General features: G+C 56.2%; 11 protein-coding genes and 6 pseudogenes. 7 read left to right on the top strand and 10 right to left on the bottom strand.

Going from position 1 to position 16753, the window contains the following annotated elements:
- Positions 1-61 precede the first annotated feature (61 nt).
- The 3 genes and pseudogenes from TKWG_RS22215 to TKWG_RS02050 all read right to left on the bottom strand — a co-directional run bounded on the left by TKWG_RS22215 (position 62) and on the right by TKWG_RS02050 (position 3819).
- A pseudogene (locus TKWG_RS22215) lies at positions 62-1116 on the bottom strand (NAD(P)H-dependent flavin oxidoreductase).
- A gap of 339 nt (positions 1117-1455) precedes the next feature.
- Complete coding sequence (gene ggt, locus TKWG_RS02055) at positions 1456-3243, bottom strand: gamma-glutamyltransferase (RefSeq protein ID WP_014749231.1); 1788 nt, start codon at positions 3241-3243, stop codon at positions 1456-1458.
- Positions 3244-3429: 186 nt separating this feature from the next.
- Positions 3430-3819: an RNA-binding S4 domain-containing protein gene (locus tag TKWG_RS02050; protein ID WP_014749230.1), complete on the bottom strand. Its 390-nt coding sequence runs from the start codon at positions 3817-3819 to the stop codon at positions 3430-3432.
- A gap of 244 nt (positions 3820-4063) precedes the next feature.
- Between TKWG_RS02050 and TKWG_RS02045 the strand changes: the two genes are divergently transcribed.
- Together TKWG_RS02045 and TKWG_RS02040 are read left to right on the top strand one after the other, a co-directional pair.
- A complete protein-coding gene (locus tag TKWG_RS02045; RefSeq protein ID WP_148274457.1) occupies positions 4064-4561 on the top strand; it encodes a CreA family protein in 498 nt (165 codons plus the stop codon).
- A gap of 38 nt (positions 4562-4599) precedes the next feature.
- Positions 4600-5385: a DUF3025 domain-containing protein gene (locus tag TKWG_RS02040; RefSeq protein WP_014749228.1), complete on the top strand. Its 786-nt coding sequence runs from the start codon at positions 4600-4602 to the stop codon at positions 5383-5385.
- A 25-nt stretch (positions 5386-5410) separates the two neighbouring features.
- Here TKWG_RS02040 and TKWG_RS02035 read toward each other — a convergent pair.
- The 5 genes and pseudogenes from TKWG_RS02035 to TKWG_RS02015 form a co-directional block, all read right to left on the bottom strand.
- Positions 5411-6237: pseudogene (locus TKWG_RS02035) on the bottom strand (sulfite exporter TauE/SafE family protein).
- Between the two features lie 85 nt (positions 6238-6322).
- A pseudogene (locus TKWG_RS02030) lies at positions 6323-7089 on the bottom strand (ABC transporter ATP-binding protein).
- 7 nt (positions 7090-7096) lie between these two features.
- Positions 7097-7830: pseudogene (hisM, locus tag TKWG_RS02025) on the bottom strand (histidine ABC transporter permease HisM).
- Positions 7827-8516: an ABC transporter permease gene (locus tag TKWG_RS02020; RefSeq protein WP_014749225.1), complete on the bottom strand. Its 690-nt coding sequence runs from the start codon at positions 8514-8516 to the stop codon at positions 7827-7829. The pseudogene hisM and the gene TKWG_RS02020 overlap by 4 nt, the downstream one beginning before the upstream one ends.
- A 1-nt stretch (position 8517) precedes the next feature.
- Positions 8518-9324 carry a transporter substrate-binding domain-containing protein gene (locus TKWG_RS02015; protein ID WP_014749224.1) on the bottom strand — a complete coding sequence of 269 codons (807 nt, stop codon included), beginning with the start codon at positions 9322-9324 and terminating at the stop codon, positions 8518-8520.
- Positions 9325-9576: 252 nt separating this feature from the next.
- Between TKWG_RS02015 and TKWG_RS02010 the strand changes: the two are divergent.
- From TKWG_RS02010 to TKWG_RS01985, 5 genes and pseudogenes are all read left to right on the top strand, one after another.
- Positions 9577-10178, top strand: a pseudogene (locus TKWG_RS02010) (GNAT family N-acetyltransferase).
- Between the two features lie 69 nt (positions 10179-10247).
- Positions 10248-10538: a hypothetical protein gene (locus tag TKWG_RS02005; protein WP_014749222.1), complete on the top strand. Its 291-nt coding sequence runs from the start codon at positions 10248-10250 to the stop codon at positions 10536-10538.
- Positions 10539-10555: 17 nt separating this feature from the next.
- A pseudogene (locus tag TKWG_RS26835) lies at positions 10556-11157 on the top strand (lysine exporter LysO family protein).
- A gap of 599 nt (positions 11158-11756) precedes the next feature.
- A complete protein-coding gene (locus tag TKWG_RS01990; RefSeq protein WP_014749219.1) occupies positions 11757-12491 on the top strand; it encodes a glutathione peroxidase in 735 nt (244 codons plus the stop codon).
- A 266-nt stretch (positions 12492-12757) separates the two neighbouring features.
- Positions 12758-14206, top strand: a complete 1449-nt coding sequence (locus TKWG_RS01985; protein WP_014749218.1) for a dihydrolipoyl dehydrogenase — start codon at positions 12758-12760, stop codon at positions 14204-14206.
- Positions 14207-14554: 348 nt separating this feature from the next.
- On the opposite strand, the gene TKWG_RS01980 is transcribed toward TKWG_RS01985, so the two are convergent.
- Positions 14555-15580 carry an ABC transporter ATP-binding protein gene (locus TKWG_RS01980; RefSeq protein WP_014749217.1) on the bottom strand — a complete coding sequence of 342 codons (1026 nt, stop codon included), beginning with the start codon at positions 15578-15580 and terminating at the stop codon, positions 14555-14557.
- Entirely contained in the window at positions 15568-16749 is a 1182-nt protein-coding gene (locus tag TKWG_RS01975; RefSeq protein WP_238534290.1) for an ABC transporter permease, read from the bottom strand. Before TKWG_RS01975 ends, TKWG_RS01980 begins: the two co-directional genes overlap by 13 nt.
- Between the last annotated feature and the right edge of the window lie 4 nt (positions 16750-16753).

The raw sequence follows: 16753 nt of genomic DNA, 5'->3' as shown, positions 1-16753 counted from the left end.
GTTAGCCAGGCGCCCGACGCATTGCCGGGCACACTGGCTGATTTCACATGATCCTGCCGGTTTACCAGCCGGCCTCCCTGACCAATGTCTGCACCATTTGCGTAGCCGGCATCGGCCGGGCCAGCGCTGCGGCCTGGCCAGCCCATTGTGCGGCAAAGTCATCACTGCCTTTGGCGCTGGCTGCGGCATTCAATGCCTTGGCCGCATCATAGGTCATGGAATAGCCAGGGGTGGGCGGACGGGCGCTGGCCGGTTCGTCGATATACAGGCGGTTGCGCAAACCACGCGCCGCGCGCCCCGACAGTGTGGTTGTCACCCGGGTGTCATAAGCGCGTTCGCTTTGCAAGGCCTTGCGGTAAGCAGCATTGGCGGCCGACTCCGGACACAGCACAAACGCCGTACCACATTGCACGCCGGCTGCGCCCAGCGCCAGCGCGGCCTTGATGGCTGCACCGTCCATGATACCGCCGGCGGCCACCACCGGCAATGCGGATTGGGTTGCCAGCATATGCACCAGGGCAAATGTGCCATATTGGGCATCGCCGTTTTCCGGGTCGAACACGCCCGATGCCCGCCGGCTTCATAGCCCTGAGCAACCAGTACATCAATGCCGGCGGCCTCGATCTGCCTGGCCTCTGCGGGCGTAGTGGCGCTGGCCATCAGCACGATGCCGGCGTTTTTCAACGCGTCAATGTACTCCTGCGACGGCAGGCCGAAATGGAAGCTGACCACGGCCGGACGGGTTTCCAGCACCAGTTCTAGCATATCCGGGTAATCGGGAAACGGCCGGTAAATGTCTTTCAGTTCTGATGGCGGCGTAGCGCCGAATTCTTCGAACATGGGACGCAGGTGCTCCAACCATGCCTCGCTGGCCGCCGGATCCGGCGCGGTCGGCCGATGACAGAAAAAATTGATATTGACCGGATTACGCGTCAGACGCTGCACCTCGGTGATCATGCTGCGCGCCTGATCCAGCGAGGCGGAGGCCAGCCCCAATGAGCCCAGCGCACCGGCTTCAGATACGGCGGCGGCCAGTGCCGGCGTGGAAACACCCGCCATCGGTGCCTGAATCAGCGGATATGTTGTATTCAATAATTGGACAAGTGATTTGCTCATGACGTTCCTTTTCGCGTGACTACTCGACCGGCCGGGCCGAATGCAGCCATGGCACGGGTCAGCCCATGCTGTGCTTCACGATGTCCGACATCAGGTTTGCCGTCTCATCATACCAAAGCGGCACACAGAATTTGTCCTTGCCATACTTCGCATTGGGGTTTTGGATGCGCACGCATAGCCTGGCGCCTTCCCCACGGATCTGGGGTCAATGCAAAAGCAAACCGCTCAGGTGTCGCCTCAGGCATTCAAAAAAAACGGCGACTGCAAATGCAGCCGCCATTCTCTGTAGAAAACGGCCTGCAAGAGCCCAGGCCGTTCAAACTGCTTTCACGCCCTGATTCAATACCCCAGGGTAACGCCATCCGGATTACGCGGATCAGAATAGCCATACATCATATTGTCACGAATCTGTATGGTTTGCGTGCGGCCCATTGTGGGCTTGACGACGACCTTGTAGCCCTGTTTTTTCAGCAGCTCGATGGTATCCGGACTGAATCCGGGTTCCAGCCGCAGTTCGTCGGGCAGCCATTGGTGGTGAAAGCGCGGCAGCGCAGCAGCAACGGCCGGGTTCATGCCAAAATCAATGCTGTTGGTGAGCGTCTGCAACACCGTTGTGATAATGCGGGCACCGCCGGGGCTACCGGTCACCAGCCACGGCTTGTTGTCCTTAAGGACCATGGTTGGCGTCATGGACGACAGCGGCCGCTTGCCAGGCTCAATGGCATTGGCTTCTCCACCGATCAGGCCAAAAGCATTGGGCACGCCCGGCTTGGATGAAAAATCATCCATCTCGTTGTTCAGCAAAATGCCGGTATTGCCAGCCACAATCCCGCTACCGAAATTCAGATTCAGCGTATAAGTGACGGCAACCGCGTTGCCGTCCTTGTCTACAACTGAGTAATGAGTAGTCTGGTCGCTTTCATATTTCTGCGGCGCGCCCGGCTTGATATCCCTGGCAGGCGTCACTTTATCCTCGCCCACCAGTTTGGCCAGTTCGTCGGCATAGGATTTGGCAATCAGGCCTTTTTGCGGCACTTTCACAAAATCGGTATCCCCCAGGTATTCGGACCGGTCGGCATACGCGCGCTTCATGGTTTCTGCCATCAGTCGAATGGTTTTGGCGCTGTTGGGGCCCGATTCGTTCAGCGGGAAGTGCTCCAGCACATTCAACATCTGAATGATGTGGATACCACCCGAACTTGGCGGCGGCATGGATACAACCTTGTAGCCACGATATTCGCCGGTGACCGGCTCGCGTTCCACCACTTTATAATTAGCCAGATCCTCTTTGCTGATCAGACCCTGATGCTTGCTCATTTCCTGCACGATCTGCTCGGCAATGGCACCCTTGTAGAACGCATCACTGCCCTGCTCTGCGATCATTTTCATGGAATTGGCCAGATCTTTCATGACCAGTTGCTCGCCTGCCTTGAGCGGTTCGTCATCCTTGAAGAAAATGGCCTTGGTGTTTTCCCACTTGCCCAGATTGTCTTTTTCCACGGCCAGCGCTTCGGCCAGCGTCGGGCTGACGGCATAGCCCTTTTCTGCAAGGGCAATGGCTGGCTGCATCACCTCTGCCAGCGGCATGGTGCCCCATTTTTTCAGGGCATGCTCCATCCCTTTGACCGTACCCGGTACGCCAACGGCAAAGTGGGTATACAGCGATTTATTATTGATGACCTGGCCCTTGTCATCCAGATACATGTCGCGACCAGCCTTTGACGGGGCCATTTCACGAAAATCAAGCGCAATGGTCTTTCCCGATTTGGCATCGTGCACCATCATAAACCCGCCACCGCCAATATTACCCGCATTGGGCAATGCCACGGCCAGGGCAAAGCCCACGGCCACCGCGGCATCGACCGCATTGCCGCCTTTTTTAAGGATTTCCAGTCCGATCTCAGTAGCCAGACGCTGTTCGGATGCCACCATACCGTTTTTGGCGCTGACCGGATGGAAGATATCCATGTCGTAGTCATACTTGATGGTAGGCGGCGCCGGCAGGTTGACAGTGCTTGCGGCAGCGGGCGCCTGCTGCGCCATAGCCTGCCCGGCGCCCAGCGCCAATGCGACACTGATGCAGATTGCCGAAAGCGCAAGCCGGCTTGTTTTCTTGTCGAACAACATGTCTGTACTCCTCGATTTTTTTAGATGTATATCCTGAACAATCTGGGGAAAACGCCCGTTGTAAAGGCTGGGTGCCAGTGGATTGAACACGATTGTAAAATCATCCGCAACAAATTGATAGGTGTTGGTGCCGCTGTTTAACCCCTTCTTACAATCTGCTTTGATTGCCCAGCAGATTTGCCGGGCTTACCAGTCTCCGCCCTTTTTCACCTGTTCCAGTTGACGGCGATCACGCTTGGTCGGGCGACCATGCTCAAGACTGAGGGCGGGTTCGCCGGCCAGCCGCCGCTGTTCCTGCGCCGCCTCGCGCGCCAGCCGGCTCGCTTCGGTCTCTTCATAAAGTGTGCGCGCAACGGGCGCCGGCCCCCGAATGGCTGATAACGCCAGCACCTGAACGGTCATCGTGGTCTGATCACGTCGGACTGCCACCAAGTCGCCCGGGCTCACTTCGCGCGCTGGTTTGGCCGGCTGATCGTTAACCAGTACGCGGCCTTTGCCGATTTCAGTGGCCGCCAGCGAGCGCGTCTTGTAAAAGCGTGCTGCCCAGAGCCATTTATCAATACGTAATTTTTCCATAGGATAGAGAGGTAAGCGGTTGCCCAAGCGGGCTCAATACAGGCAAGAGGATGAATGCAACTTCACAGCCAACGTCGTTCCGGACGCAGCACGCTGCCGAACTATTGTAGTCGCATTTGGCGGCCGGTGCGCTCGCGATTTTTACCTACCGCCCAAGGCTAATCGCGTCCCTGTCCTGTCGTGCCCGATTGGGTGTAAACTCTTTGCCGACATTCAACTTATTCCCTTAGGAATCATGAGCATCATGAAACGAGTCTTTTCCGCGCTTGCTGCCTGCGCCGCACTATTGGGCACCGCCGCGCCCGCCACTGCTGTCGCAGATGATATCGGCTGCGTCAGCACCACCTGGCGTATCGTCAACAATGACAAGGTCTGCGTCCAGTCGTTCAACGATCCGCAGATCGAAGGCGTAACCTGCCATCTGTCCTACGCCAAGACTGGCGGTGTGTCCGGTGCACTGGGTTTCGCAGAAAACCCGTCGCGTTTTTCGTTGTCGTGCCGCCAGACAGGTCCGCTCAAGGCTGCGCAACCTGTGCGCAAGGTACAGGAAGATGTATTTACCCAGCGCATGAGCTTTCTGTTCAAGGGGCTCAATGTCTCGCGCCTGATCGACACTGAAAACCAGTCCCTGATCTATCTGGTTGTGAGCGAAAAATTGATTGATGGCTCACCCTACAACAGCATCTCCGTCGTGCCATTAATGCCCTGGCGCGATACCGAACCGGCCATCACGGTCAAGTGAGTTCGCCATGACGACAACAGATGGCAAGGTCGCATTGCATGATTGTTGAGGTTCTGTCAGGGTTGGACGCCACACGTCCCTGGTGGTCACCTTTGCGTGCCTGGCTGCCAGGCCATGCACATTGGGACGCGGCTGCGCTGGCAACGGCAGCCGTGACTTCACCCATGCCAGTAGCGCCATTGCTCAATGCGCTGGCGCCAGCGGCGTGTCCCGTCCGCTTTACCAACCAGTCTGCGCTACCTGCCGATATGGCCTACGAACAGTTCATCGGTCAGAACGGCGTGTGCCCGACACGGGACAATTTGCATGACTTTTTCAACGGCCTGTGCTGGTTTCGGTTTCCAAAAGTAAAGACGCTGTTTAACAAGATCCAGTGCCAGCAGATTGCGCGCCAGGGTGTGGGCCAGCGACGCGGCGTGGTACGCGATACGATCACCCTGCTCGATGAGGGCGGCCTGTTTCTGCAAGCGCCATCGGCCTTATGGGAGGCAATTGAGCAACGCGATTGGCGCCGCGTTTTTATCAAGGAACGCGCCTTGTGGCAGCAGACGCACATCGCCATTATCGGCCATGCCCTGCTGGAAAAATGCGTGAATCCATACAAGGCGATCACGGCAAATGTGATACGCATCCCGTCAGAGACCCCAGCCAATGATATCGACGCGGTGATGGCGCAACATTTGGAAACGCTTCTGACCGAGGAACAACTAAGGGTCAAGCCCCACCGCCCCCTGCCGGTGATGGGCATCCCGGGCTGGGATGCCGCCAGCGAAAACCCGGCTTTCTACGACGACCCGCAAGTGTTTCGCGCACCACGCCCTTAGGACACAGCGGCAAGCGCAGCGCCCGTTACCCGCTGAACACACCATACTGCTGCAGCGCCTTGAACAGCATATAGGCAGCCAGCGCAAACAACAGACCGGCAAAGACCTTGCGCAGTTTGTCGACGGGCAAGGTGTGCGCCATGCGTGCACCTACCGGCGCCAATAACACACTCATGATCACCAGCAAGATGAGAGCCGGCCAGTAAACATAACCCAGCATGCCATCACGCACGCCTACTTCGCGAATGCCCGACAATATGTAGCCCACGCTATTGGATAGCGCGATGGGAAAGCCCAATGCGGCAGAGGTTGCCACCGCGTTGCGCAAGGTACATTGCACCAGACCATGAAAGGGACCGACAAAAACCCGCCGCCAGCACCAACAAGGCCTGAAATAAACCCGATGCCTGTACCGGCTGCCGTGCGTCCTACCATGCCGGGCAGTTGCCGGGACGGTTTGGGCTTTTTATTGCGCAACATGTTCAAGCCCGAGTAGCCAACAAACAGCGCAAAAAACAGCGACAATGCCGCACCGTGCAAATAGGCAAATACCGCACCGCCAGAGAGCAGACCACCCAGCAGGATACCCGGGGCCAGTGTAAAGACCACCGGCCACAGGACCGCGCCCTGCCGATGATGGGCCCGCATGCTGGAGATGGATGTAAAAAGGATCATGCCCATGCTGGTCGCGATGGCCGAATGAACAGCCAGGTCGGGCGACATCAGGGAAGCGCCAAACAGCAGGGTCAGAAAAGGCACCAGCACCATGCCACCACCCACACCCAGCAGGCCGGCCATGAAACCGCCAAAAGCGCCCAGACTCAATAAAGCAATAATGGTCAGCGCACTCATTGACAGTCTCCTGCGTACGTACGCAAGAACAGGGACAATGCGGCAGCAGCAAAAACACGCCTGCTAGCGGCGCGGCGGCCTCGCATTACTTCAGATTTCCGGACAGGAACTGTTGCAGGCGTGGGCTGCGCGTATTGCCAAAGACCTCATCGGGCGAACCTTCTTCTTCGACCGTCCCCTGATGCAAGAACATGACATGGCTGGCCAGATTGCGGGCAAAGCCCATTTCATGGGTCACCACAATCATGGTCCGCCCTTCTTCGGCCAGTTTCTGCATGACGCGCAGCACCTCACCGACCAGCTCAGGATCCAGGGCCGATGTGGGTTCGTCAAAAAGCATCACCTCGGGTTCCATGGCCAACGCACGGGCAATGGCCACGCGTTGCTGCTGCCCGCCGGACATCTGGGACGGATATTGATTTTCCACGGCTGGCGGCAGGCCCACCTTGTTCAGGTATTGTCGCGCGCGCTCGATGGCTTCGGCCTTCGGTACGCCCAGCACATGAATGGGCGCTTCAATAATATTTTCCAGCGCCGTCATGTGGGCCCATAAATTGAAGTGCTGGAACACCATGGCCAGCTTGGTGCGAAACACCTGCAGGCGCTTTTCGTCGGAGACACGCAAGCGCCCCTGGCGTCCTTGCTTACCGTCAGCGTTTCGCCGTTAAGCGATACCGACCCGCTATTGGGCTGTTCCAGAAAATTGATACAGCGCAGGAATGTACTTTTACCGGAGCCACTGGAGCCGATCATGGCGATCACGTCACCGGCTTTCGCCTGCAGCGATACGCCTTTCAATACTTCGTTTTGTCCATAAGACTTGAAGATGTTCTGAACATCGAGTTTATACATATCGATCCTAGTGTTGGCTGTGGCTCAGAAAGCCCAGCGTTCTCTTTTCCAGCCGGCGAAACAGTGCCACGAGAACAAACGAGACACACATATACAGTACGGCCGCCGTACCATAAGCGGCAAACGTCAGATAAGTGGCGGCGTTGGCATCGCGCGCCACCTTCAGAATATCCGGCACAGTGGCAGTAAAGGCCAGCGACGTAGCATGCAGCATCAGAATGACTTCGTTGCTATAGGCCGGCAACGCCCGCCGCAGTGCCGATGGCAAAATCACACGCGTATACATTTTATACCGCGACATCCCGAAAGCGCGCGCGGCATCCAATTCGCCATGGGCACTGTTTTTGATGTAACCGGCAAAAATCTCGGTGGTGTAGGCCAGCGTGTTGAGCATGAGGCCAGCACGAGGCAATTGTAGCCGCTCATGAAAAAAGTATGCAGCAAAGGGGTATCGCGCACCACTTGCAGGCCGATGACGCCGCTGTAAATCAGCAGAATCTGCACATACAATGGCGTGCCGCGGAACACATAACTGAAAAACCAGATTGGCCAGGCGATCCAGCGATTTTTCGACACCCGCCCCACCGACATGGGAATAGCCAGCACCAGCCCCAGCGCCAGGGAGAGCACCAACACCCATAGCGTGACGGCCAGTCCGGAAAATGCGGTGCCATCCCAGAACAGCAACGGCTTCCAATAGTCGTTCAGGATGGTCAGAAAGTTGTTAAGCGACTCGATCATAGCTGCGCCTCGCGCACACCCACAGAATACTTGCGTTCCAGCAGCCACAGCACGATGTTGGACAGGCTGGTGAGCACAAGATAGATGAGCCCGGCCACACAAATGAACAAGAACATGGACGAGGTGGCCCGACCGGCCCCCTGAGTCACCTGAACCAGATCGGTCAGGCCGATAATGGACACCAGGGCCGTGGCCTTGAGCACCACCTGCCAGTTATTGCCTATGCCCGGTAGTGCAAAGCGCATCATTTGCGGAAACAGCACGCGCCGAAATACCTGGCTGCTGCGCATGCCATAGGCCCGCGCCGCCTCCAGCTGTCCGCGCGGCACGGCAAGAAACGCGCCGCGAAAGGTCTCGGCGAAATAGGCGCCGTAGATAAAACCGATGGTAAGCACGCCGGCATAGAATGGCTCAATTTCAATCACCTCCATCCCCAGCATATCGGTAAATTCATTGAGCCCCATCTGGATACTGAAAAAGATAAGCAGCATCAGCACCAAGTCAGGCACACCCCGAATCAGCGTGGTGTAGATGCGGGCCAAGCCGCGCAGCAACCGATTACCGAACAACTTTGCGCTGGCGCCGATCAGGCCCAGCACAAAAGCGACCAGCAGCGACAACAGCGCCAGCTTGATGGTTTCCCAGGTACCGTGCAGAATCTGGACGCCATATCCATGCAAAAACATGCTATTGCTTCACGTTGTTCAGGTTGATTTCACCCGGCTTGAAGTACTTCGCGGCAAGCTTGGCAATGGTGCCGTCCTGCTGCAGTTCGCCCAGCGCCGTATCGATAGCCTGTTTGAGCTTGCTGTCCGACTTGCGCATGCCAATGGCGATTTCCCCCGTCAATGCCTTGTCATCGGTAATGGCCGGGCCTGCGAATGCAAAATTGCTGCCCGCAGGTTTGCTCAGGAAACCACTCTGACCATTGGGCTTTTCAATAATGGCAGCGTCAATCCGTCCGGCGGCAAGATCGGCGAAGGTCTGGTTCTGATCCTGATAGGAAATAATCGTCACGCCGTTGCTGCCCCATTTCTGCTTGGCATAGGTTTCCTGGGTGCTGCCTTGCAATGCGCCCACCCGTTTGCCCTTGAGCGATTCGGCCGTCGGCAGCAGCCCGCTATCCTTGCGCGCCATCAACTGGGTGGGAATACCATAAATGGGCTGACTGAAAGCAAGTACTTTCTCACGCTGCGGCGTAATTTGCATGCTAGAGTGGATCAGCGTGATTTTGCGTGCGGCCAGGGCCGGGATCAAGCTGTCGAAAGATTGTTCCACCCAGATGCATTTGGCCTGCATTTTCTTGCAGATCTCGGTCATGACATCGGCGTCAAATCCCTCTATCTCTCCTTTGGCATTTTTATACTCGAATGGCGCGTAGCCTGGTTCAATGCCCACCTTCAGTTCTTTCCACTCACTGGCCAGCGCGCTTGCACCAAAACTGGCAGACAGTCCCACCATGACGGCAAGTAGCCAATTTTTCATTTTCATCATCTTTTCACTTCCTGAATTTTGTCATACAAAGAAAGCCGTACGGGGGCGGTGATCTATCGCCACGGCCAGCACCCGCGCTTCCTGAAGTCGAAATAGTACTGATTTGTGAACCGTCTGACCACTAGGGATCACCTCTAGCGCGAATTTTGTCCGGATCGATTTGCCTCAAGTATTGGCCCAAAGGGCATTTACGATCACCTGTTATTCTTTATAATGCTATCTTTTGACCCTTGGTCTACGCTGGACGTTCCTATGATCACACCCTTTCCCAAACCTCTTGCGCCGATTCAGCTTGAAGGACACGGCCTCGTGCTGCAACCCATGCGTCTTGCCCATGCAGAGGGCCTGCGCAACGCGGCGGCCGATGGGCAACTGTGGAATCTGACGTTCACATCGGTGCCCGAACCTGGTCAGGAAACGGCGTATATTGAAGCGGCGCTCAAGGGACAGCAGGAAGGTCATATGCTGCCGTTCGTGGTGCTGGATGCAAAATCCCGCAAAATCATCGGCACCACCCGCTATCATGACATTGTGCCCGAGATCGCCCGGCTCGAAATCGGCTACACCTGGTACGGCCAATCGTGGCAGCGTACCCATGTGAATACGGTCTGTAAGTATCTCATGCTGTTCTATGCGTTCGAATCGCTCAAGGCCAATGTGGTGGGCTGGCGTACCGACAACCTGAACCAGCGGTCCCAGAATGCCATCGAGCGCCTGGCGCCAAAAAGGACGGTGTGCTGCGCGGCCACGCCTTGCGTCGTGATGGTACGGTTCGCGACACCCATATGTATAGTGTGACGCAAGAGGAATGGCCAACCATCAAGCAGCGGCTCAAGGAAAAACTGCCCAAATAGCCCTCCTGATTCCGCTGGCCCGCTGGCGACACCCGCAAGCCGTATCCTTTGCCTCCTTCTGCAGTTTCCATGACCTCTTTGCTGTTATCCCTGTTCCCAATTGCTGCCTGGCTGCTGGCCGGCTACATCGTTGGTTATCTGCTATCGCCGCGTACCGTGTCGCTGCTATCCCGCGCCATCACCCCGTTCGTCTGGATCATGCTGTTTGCGATCGGCTATCGCTTCGGACAGCAATTGTCAGTCATGCATCAGGTGCTGCTTATTCTGCAAACCGCAGTGCTGTATTCGGTAGGCATTACATTGTTGTGTTCGTTGGCGCTGCTGGTGCTGTTTCGCCTGGCGCCCGCGTACAAACGGTGACGCATGACCTGGGCATCATGCATGTCATTCGGGAATGCGGCATTGCGCTGGCCTTTTTGCTGGTCGGCCTTGGCTTGGCGGCACTCGCGACCCATTGGGCCGTCACTGTCCCCGTACCAGGTTCCGAGTTTTTTCTGTACGTCCTGCTGTTCCTCATTGGCGCCGATCTGGCGCATACGCCTTTGCAACGCAATGCCATCCGTCCGGCGATGTTTACGCTGCCCTTGGTCGTTATTGTGGCTTCCCTGCTGGCGGGCGCCTCATCGCCTGGGCCACCAACACCGACATCCGCCATGGCTTGCTGCTTGGCAGCGGATTTGGCTGGTTTTCGCTGTCGGGCGTGCTGGTGACCGCCAGGCTTGGCGAATTCTACGGTGCCACGGCGCTGCTTACAGACCTGTTTCGCGAGCTGCTTGCCATTGTCGTGCTGTTCTTTGCCGGAGCCCGCTATCCGATGACGGGTATCGGCGCTGCCGGCGCAACCGCCATGGACACGACGCTGCCCATTGTTCGCAAAACCGCCGGCAACCCGTTTCTGGTAACGGCCATTTTCTCCGGGGTGGTACTCAGCCTGGTCGCCCCCTTCCTGCTGAGCTACATACTTTCGTTATTTGACTAAATATGCTATAATTATGGCTAATTAACGATTAATTTCGCTTATTTTACGTTATTTTAGGTCTATTTTTTGCATCAATGAATGCCTATTTTTTATATCAATTGATGTCTGTTTTTAATAGACCATGTTTAAGAAGTCATATTTAATAGACCATATTTAATAGATCATATTTTCTAGGTCATATTAAATAATGGCACTCTTTATAGACCATATTTGGTAGTCTATTTTAGAAGTCCGTCTCGTAGCTATAGATAGCTATCTTATAGCTATAAACTTCGTTATAGCGATCAACTTCGCGCAGTAGCTTTGACAGCACTCGCGCAACTTCTATGGCACGCCGCATCCGATACCAGCCCATAGGCAACAGGTACGTGATGATGACCAAAAACGCTGTGGTGTGCCGTTTTCAGCGACACCCAGCTGCGAAGTTTGATGTTTAGTTTTAACTATCAACAGAATATAAATAATAAATTTTACTAATCGAAGTCCGTTGCGTACAATGGACACATCTGATGAAACATCGCTGTGTTATCAATAAGGCTTTGCAGCCAACCAGCCTGCTTTCATCGACTGTTTGTTTCACTAACTATAAGGAATCCACTATGTTGCAGAATAAAGAAGGCCAACGCGTCCCATCCGTTACATTTCCTGTGCGTTCTGGCGACGACTGGAAAAAAGTGTCCACCGACGACATTTTCAAGGGAAAAACCGTTGTTGTCTTTTCATTGCCTGGCGCTTTCACTCCAACGTGCTCGTCCACGCACCTGCCACGCTATAACGAGCTGGCCAAAGCGTTCAAAGAACGTGGCGTTGACGACATCGTCTGCGTTTCTGTAAACGACACCTTCGTCATGAACGAATGGAAAGCGCAGCAGGAAGCCGACAATATCACCGTGATCCCTGACGGCAACTGCGAATTCACAGAAGGCATGGGCATGCTGGTTGACAAGGCCGATCTGGGCTTTGGCAAACGCTCATGGCGCTATTCCATGCTGGTCAAAGACGGCGTCGTTGAAAAAATGTTCATCGAGCCTGAAAAAGAAGGCGATCCGTTTGAAGTGTCTGATGCCGATACGATGATTCGCTATATCGATAAAGACTACCAGGACAAACCTTCCATTGTCATGTTCACCAAGCCTGGTTGCGGCTATTGCGCCAAAGCCAAAGCACTCTTGAAAGAAAAAGATCTGCCCTTTGAAGAAGTGGTTCTGGGCAAGGACGCCAGCACCGTGGCCATCCGCGCGATCACCGGCAAAACCAGCACACCGCAGGTTTTCATTGGCGGTCAATATATTGGCGGCAGCGACGAACTGGCGGCACATTTCGCCGCCAAGTAATGCGGTTGTTGCAGTGGCAACAGCAGGTCGCGCAGCCAGGCCAATAGTCTGAAACGCGCCGGTCTGCCCAAGCCTGCCGGAACCCATTCCGGCAGGCGGCTACTGCACTATCCAACGGCATGTTATTGCAAGTTCGATAGCGCAATTACAAAGCCGATAGATCGGCAGCAGGCACACCTTGGGTGATGCCGCTGCTTTTTTTTTCGCCCGCAACTCGGTAGAATGAAAACTGGTTGCATCATAAACACCAATATCAGGGATCGAATATGAAATCAATCAACGCCGATGTCCTTATCCTGGGCGGTGGCACCGCCGGCATGAGCGCGTTTCGCGCCGCCCGCAAATCCACAGACAATGTATACCTGGTAGAAGACCACAAGTTTGGCACCACCTGCGCACGCGTGGGCTGCATGCCTTCGAAACTGCTTATTGCCGCAGCCGACGCAGCCCATCATGTGCGTACCGCCGATCAGTTCGGCGTGCATCCAGATGGCGCCCTGCGCATTGATGGCCGTCAGGTGATGGAAAGAGTGCGTTCCGAACGCGACCGGTTCGTCGGTTTTGTGCTCGAAGACGTGGAAGCGTTTCCTGCAACCCACCGGATCCTTGGCCGCGCCCGCTTCAAAAATGAACATGTAGTCGTGGTCGACGACCATACCGAAATTACTGCGCAGCGTATTGTGATTGCTACCGGCTCGCGTCCTTTTATCGTGCCCGCCTGGCAGTCCCTGGGGGAACGCCTGATCGTCAATGATGATGTCTTTGACTGGGAAACCCTGCCGGCCAGCGTGGCCGTGTTTGGTGCAGGCGTCATCGGCCTGGAAATCGGCCAGGCCCTGCATCGGCTGGGGGTAACCGTGCATGTGTTTGGCAAGGACAATGCACTGGGTGGAATTACCGACCCGGTTGTATTGGAGAATGCGCTGGACATCTTCCGCGGACAAATGGATCTGCATCTGGACGCGGACACCCAGGTCAGTCTGCTGCCCAGCGGCAAAGGAGTAAAAATCGACTATTCCGAAAACGGTACAAGCGGCTCGGTCACGGTCGATTTCCTGCTGGCCGCCACGGGTCGCAAGCCCAATGTAGACAACCTGGGCCTGGAAAACCTGAACATTGACCTGGACGCGCGCGGCGTGCCCAAGGCCGACCCATACACCATGCAAACCAGCGTGGCGCATATTTTCATTGCAGGCGATGCCTCCAACCAATTGCCACTGTTGCACGAAGCCGCCGATCAGGGGCTTATTGCAGGCAAGAACGCCGGTACATTCCCGAGCGTGACAGAGGGCCTGCGCCGTTCGTCAATCAGCGTGGTATTCAGTGACCCGCAAATTGCCAGTATCGGCCTGCGTTTCAAGGAAGTTACCAGCCAGTTTGACAATTGCGGCTGCTACGCTGTCGGGGAAGTCTCTTTCAGCAACCAGGGCCGCAGTCGTGTCATGGGCGTCAACCAGGGCCATCTGCGCATTTATGCAGAGCATGGCAGCGGACGTTTGCTTGGCGCTGAAATGGTCGGGCCGGCAGCGGAACACCTGGCGCATCTGCTGGCCTGGGCGCATCAGCAAAAGATGACTGTGGCACAGATGCTGGATATGCCTTTTTATCATCCGGTCATTGAAGAGGGTGTTCGCACCGCATTGCGTGATCTGAGCAAGCAACTACGCCTGGCAGAGGACCTTGCTGGCGAATGTGCCGAGTGTCCCGGACAATAATGACATTTGGACAGTGCGCTATAGGGACTGATGACGATTTATAAAGACTGCTAAGGACGCGTCAGGATCCATCAGCGCACGCCGGCATGATATCGGTACAGCTGATTCGGCACCGGCAAACAGGGGCAGCGCAACAGCGCGCGCCCCTGTTTTTTGTATGAACACAGCCCCTTGCGACCGCGCCCCATCCCTCTATGCTGAGTAGTGCGCCCGGACACCACAGCGCAGCGATAAACCTCAAGAGAACAATAAGCCAATTACCCCCTGACCGTCATGCCGGCGGGCACACATCTTCCCCTTTCAGCATCTGCTTATTTCCTGGACCGGCAACCAATACTCACGCAGGCATCAAAGATCCAGCCCCCAGGCATGCTCGATCTGCACCTGCACGGTCTGCCCGTGCTCAAGCAGACGGGCGTGGTAAAAGGTTACGGACTGGCCATCGGCCAGATTGGCAATATATTGGTAGCGCTCGCCCTTATAGACACGATGCTGTACGGTCACCTCGATGCCGTCATCGACAACCATGACATGTTCGGGTCGCACCAGCATGGCGCCACGATGCATTGCCCCACTATTGGATAGCAGACTGAGAATGTCATCGCTTCTCAGGTTTTTACCATGCACATGGCTGGGTACATCCAGCACCGCCCCCTTGCCGATAAAAGTGGCTACCCAACGCGAGGCGGGACGGCGATACAGATTTTCCGGCGTGTCCCACTGCTCAAGACGGCCGTGATTCATGACCGCAATCCGATCTGCCATCGCCATGGCTTCGGCCTGATCATGCGTCACATAAATGAATGTTGCCCCGGTCCGAGCATGGAAGTCGCGAAAGGTGGTTTCCATTGAAGCACGCAAATGCACATCCAGATTGGCCAGCGGTTCGTCCAGCAGGACCACGTCGGGATGAGAGACCAGACAGCGCGCCAAAGCCACGCGCTGGCGCTGGCCTCCACTCAAGGCCTGGGGAAAGCGATCGGCCAGATGACCCAGATTGACGGTTTCAAGCGCGGCAAATACCTGGTCACGATAAGGCTGCCCCCGCAGGCCACGCAACGCCAGGGCATATCCTGCATTGTCCAGCACCGTCTTGTGCGGCCACAGCGCATATGACTGAAACACCATGCTCATATTGCGCTGCTCCGGCGCGATATGTTGCTCGGGCGAAGCCAGCAGCCTGTCATTGAGCACGATGCGCCCCTGATCAAGCTGTTCAAATCCGGCAATCATTCTGAGGGTCGTGGTTTTGCCGCAGCCGCTGGGGCCAAGCAGGGCCACAAACTGGCCTTTGTCGATGGCAAGACTGATGTCATCGACAACCGCATGCTCGCCATAGCGTTTGCTAATATTTTCCAGGGTCAATTGCGCCATGGAATCACTCCTCTTGGGACACGTCTGCCCAGGGCGTTCAGGCAAAGCATCAGAACCAGCACCATGAGCACAATCAGCACCGATACAGCCGAAGCCAGCACGGTTTCACCACCATCGTCCAGATTGAACACCAGCACACCCAGGGTCTCGTTACCGGCACTCCACAGCAGTGCCGACACCGTCAGTTCATTGACGGCAATCAAAAAGACCAGCAGCATACCGGCGAACGCTGCAGGCGCCAGTAACGGAAAAACAATATCACGCAGTCGGCGCATCGGCCCGGCACCGCAAAGTTGCGCCGCTTCTTCAAGCGCAGGATCCAGTTGCTGCATGCTGCTCTGTATCGGTTTGAGGCATACCGTCATGAAGCGGGACAAATAGGCAAACAGAATCAGCCCCAGCGTGCCATACAGCGTCACCTGAATCAGCGGCAGCGGGCGGGCAAAAAGCAGAATGCACGCCACCGCCAGCACCACACCGGGAAGGGCATAGGGAATGTCGATCAGTCCCTGCAGAAAAGCGTTGCTGCGCGAAGGAAAACGCACAAACAGGTAGGCCAGGGGCAGGCACAGGCAGGCCAGAATCAGCGAGGCAGAACCGGCCAGCAGGATGCTATTGCTGAAGGCCCGAAAGGTCACGCTCTGCTGGAACAGTATCTGCCAGTAGGCCTGCAGACTCACCGTATCCAGCGACAGCGGAATCCCCATGGCCGCCACCAGCGAACTGGAAACCAGGGCGATCAGCGGCACCACGACAATGGCCAGCACCAACAAAAACAGCGCCAGCTCTGCCAGCCAGCGCCGCGCTCCAAGGGAAAACGCCAGCGGGCTGCCTGGCATGCCGGTCAGCGGCATCCGTGAGGAAAAATGCTGCTGCGCGACCACGCCCACCAGTGCAATCACGCCGATAATCACCGACAGGCTGGACACATCGGCCAGCATATCGGGGCCGAAATCGGCCATTTTCTGGTAAATCAGCGTGGGCAACACGTAATAGGATACCGGGATACCCAGCATTGCCGGAATCCCGAAGTTACCGAGAGCAGACACAAAAGCGATGGCTGTGCCGGCAAGCAGACCGTTGCGGCACAGCGGCAGGATCATATCGCGGACCACATCACGCTGCGAGGCACCGGCCAGACGGGCTGCTTCAATCAACTCTTTGGGCAAGGCA

Origin of the sequence: Advenella kashmirensis WT001, from assembly GCF_000219915.2 — a bacterium.
Classification (GTDB): domain Bacteria; phylum Pseudomonadota; class Gammaproteobacteria; order Burkholderiales; family Burkholderiaceae_B; genus Advenella; species Advenella kashmirensis.
This window is presented reverse-complemented; position numbering and strand designations above follow the sequence as displayed.

Bases quoted from the DNA above. Each gene is read 5' to 3' on its own strand.
- ggt (WP_014749231.1), bottom strand. From the start codon at position 3,243: ATGTTGTTCGACAAGAAAACAAGCCGGCTTGCGCTTTCGGCAATCTGC.
- TKWG_RS02050 (WP_014749230.1), bottom strand. From the start codon at position 3,819: ATGGAAAAATTACGTATTGATAAATGGCTCTGGGCAGCACGCTTTTAC.
- TKWG_RS02045 (WP_148274457.1), top strand. From the start codon at position 4,064: ATGAAACGAGTCTTTTCCGCGCTTGCTGCCTGCGCCGCACTATTGGGC.
- TKWG_RS02040 (WP_014749228.1), top strand. From the start codon at position 4,600: ATGATTGTTGAGGTTCTGTCAGGGTTGGACGCCACACGTCCCTGGTGG.
- TKWG_RS02020 (WP_014749225.1), bottom strand. From the start codon at position 8,516: ATGTTTTTGCATGGATATGGCGTCCAGATTCTGCACGGTACCTGGGAA.
- TKWG_RS02015 (WP_014749224.1), bottom strand. From the start codon at position 9,324: ATGATGAAAATGAAAAATTGGCTACTTGCCGTCATGGTGGGACTGTCT.
- TKWG_RS02005 (WP_014749222.1), top strand. From the start codon at position 10,248: ATGACCTCTTTGCTGTTATCCCTGTTCCCAATTGCTGCCTGGCTGCTG.
- TKWG_RS01990 (WP_014749219.1), top strand. From the start codon at position 11,757: ATGTTGCAGAATAAAGAAGGCCAACGCGTCCCATCCGTTACATTTCCT.
- TKWG_RS01985 (WP_014749218.1), top strand. From the start codon at position 12,758: ATGAAATCAATCAACGCCGATGTCCTTATCCTGGGCGGTGGCACCGCC.
- TKWG_RS01980 (WP_014749217.1), bottom strand. From the start codon at position 15,580: ATGGCGCAATTGACCCTGGAAAATATTAGCAAACGCTATGGCGAGCAT.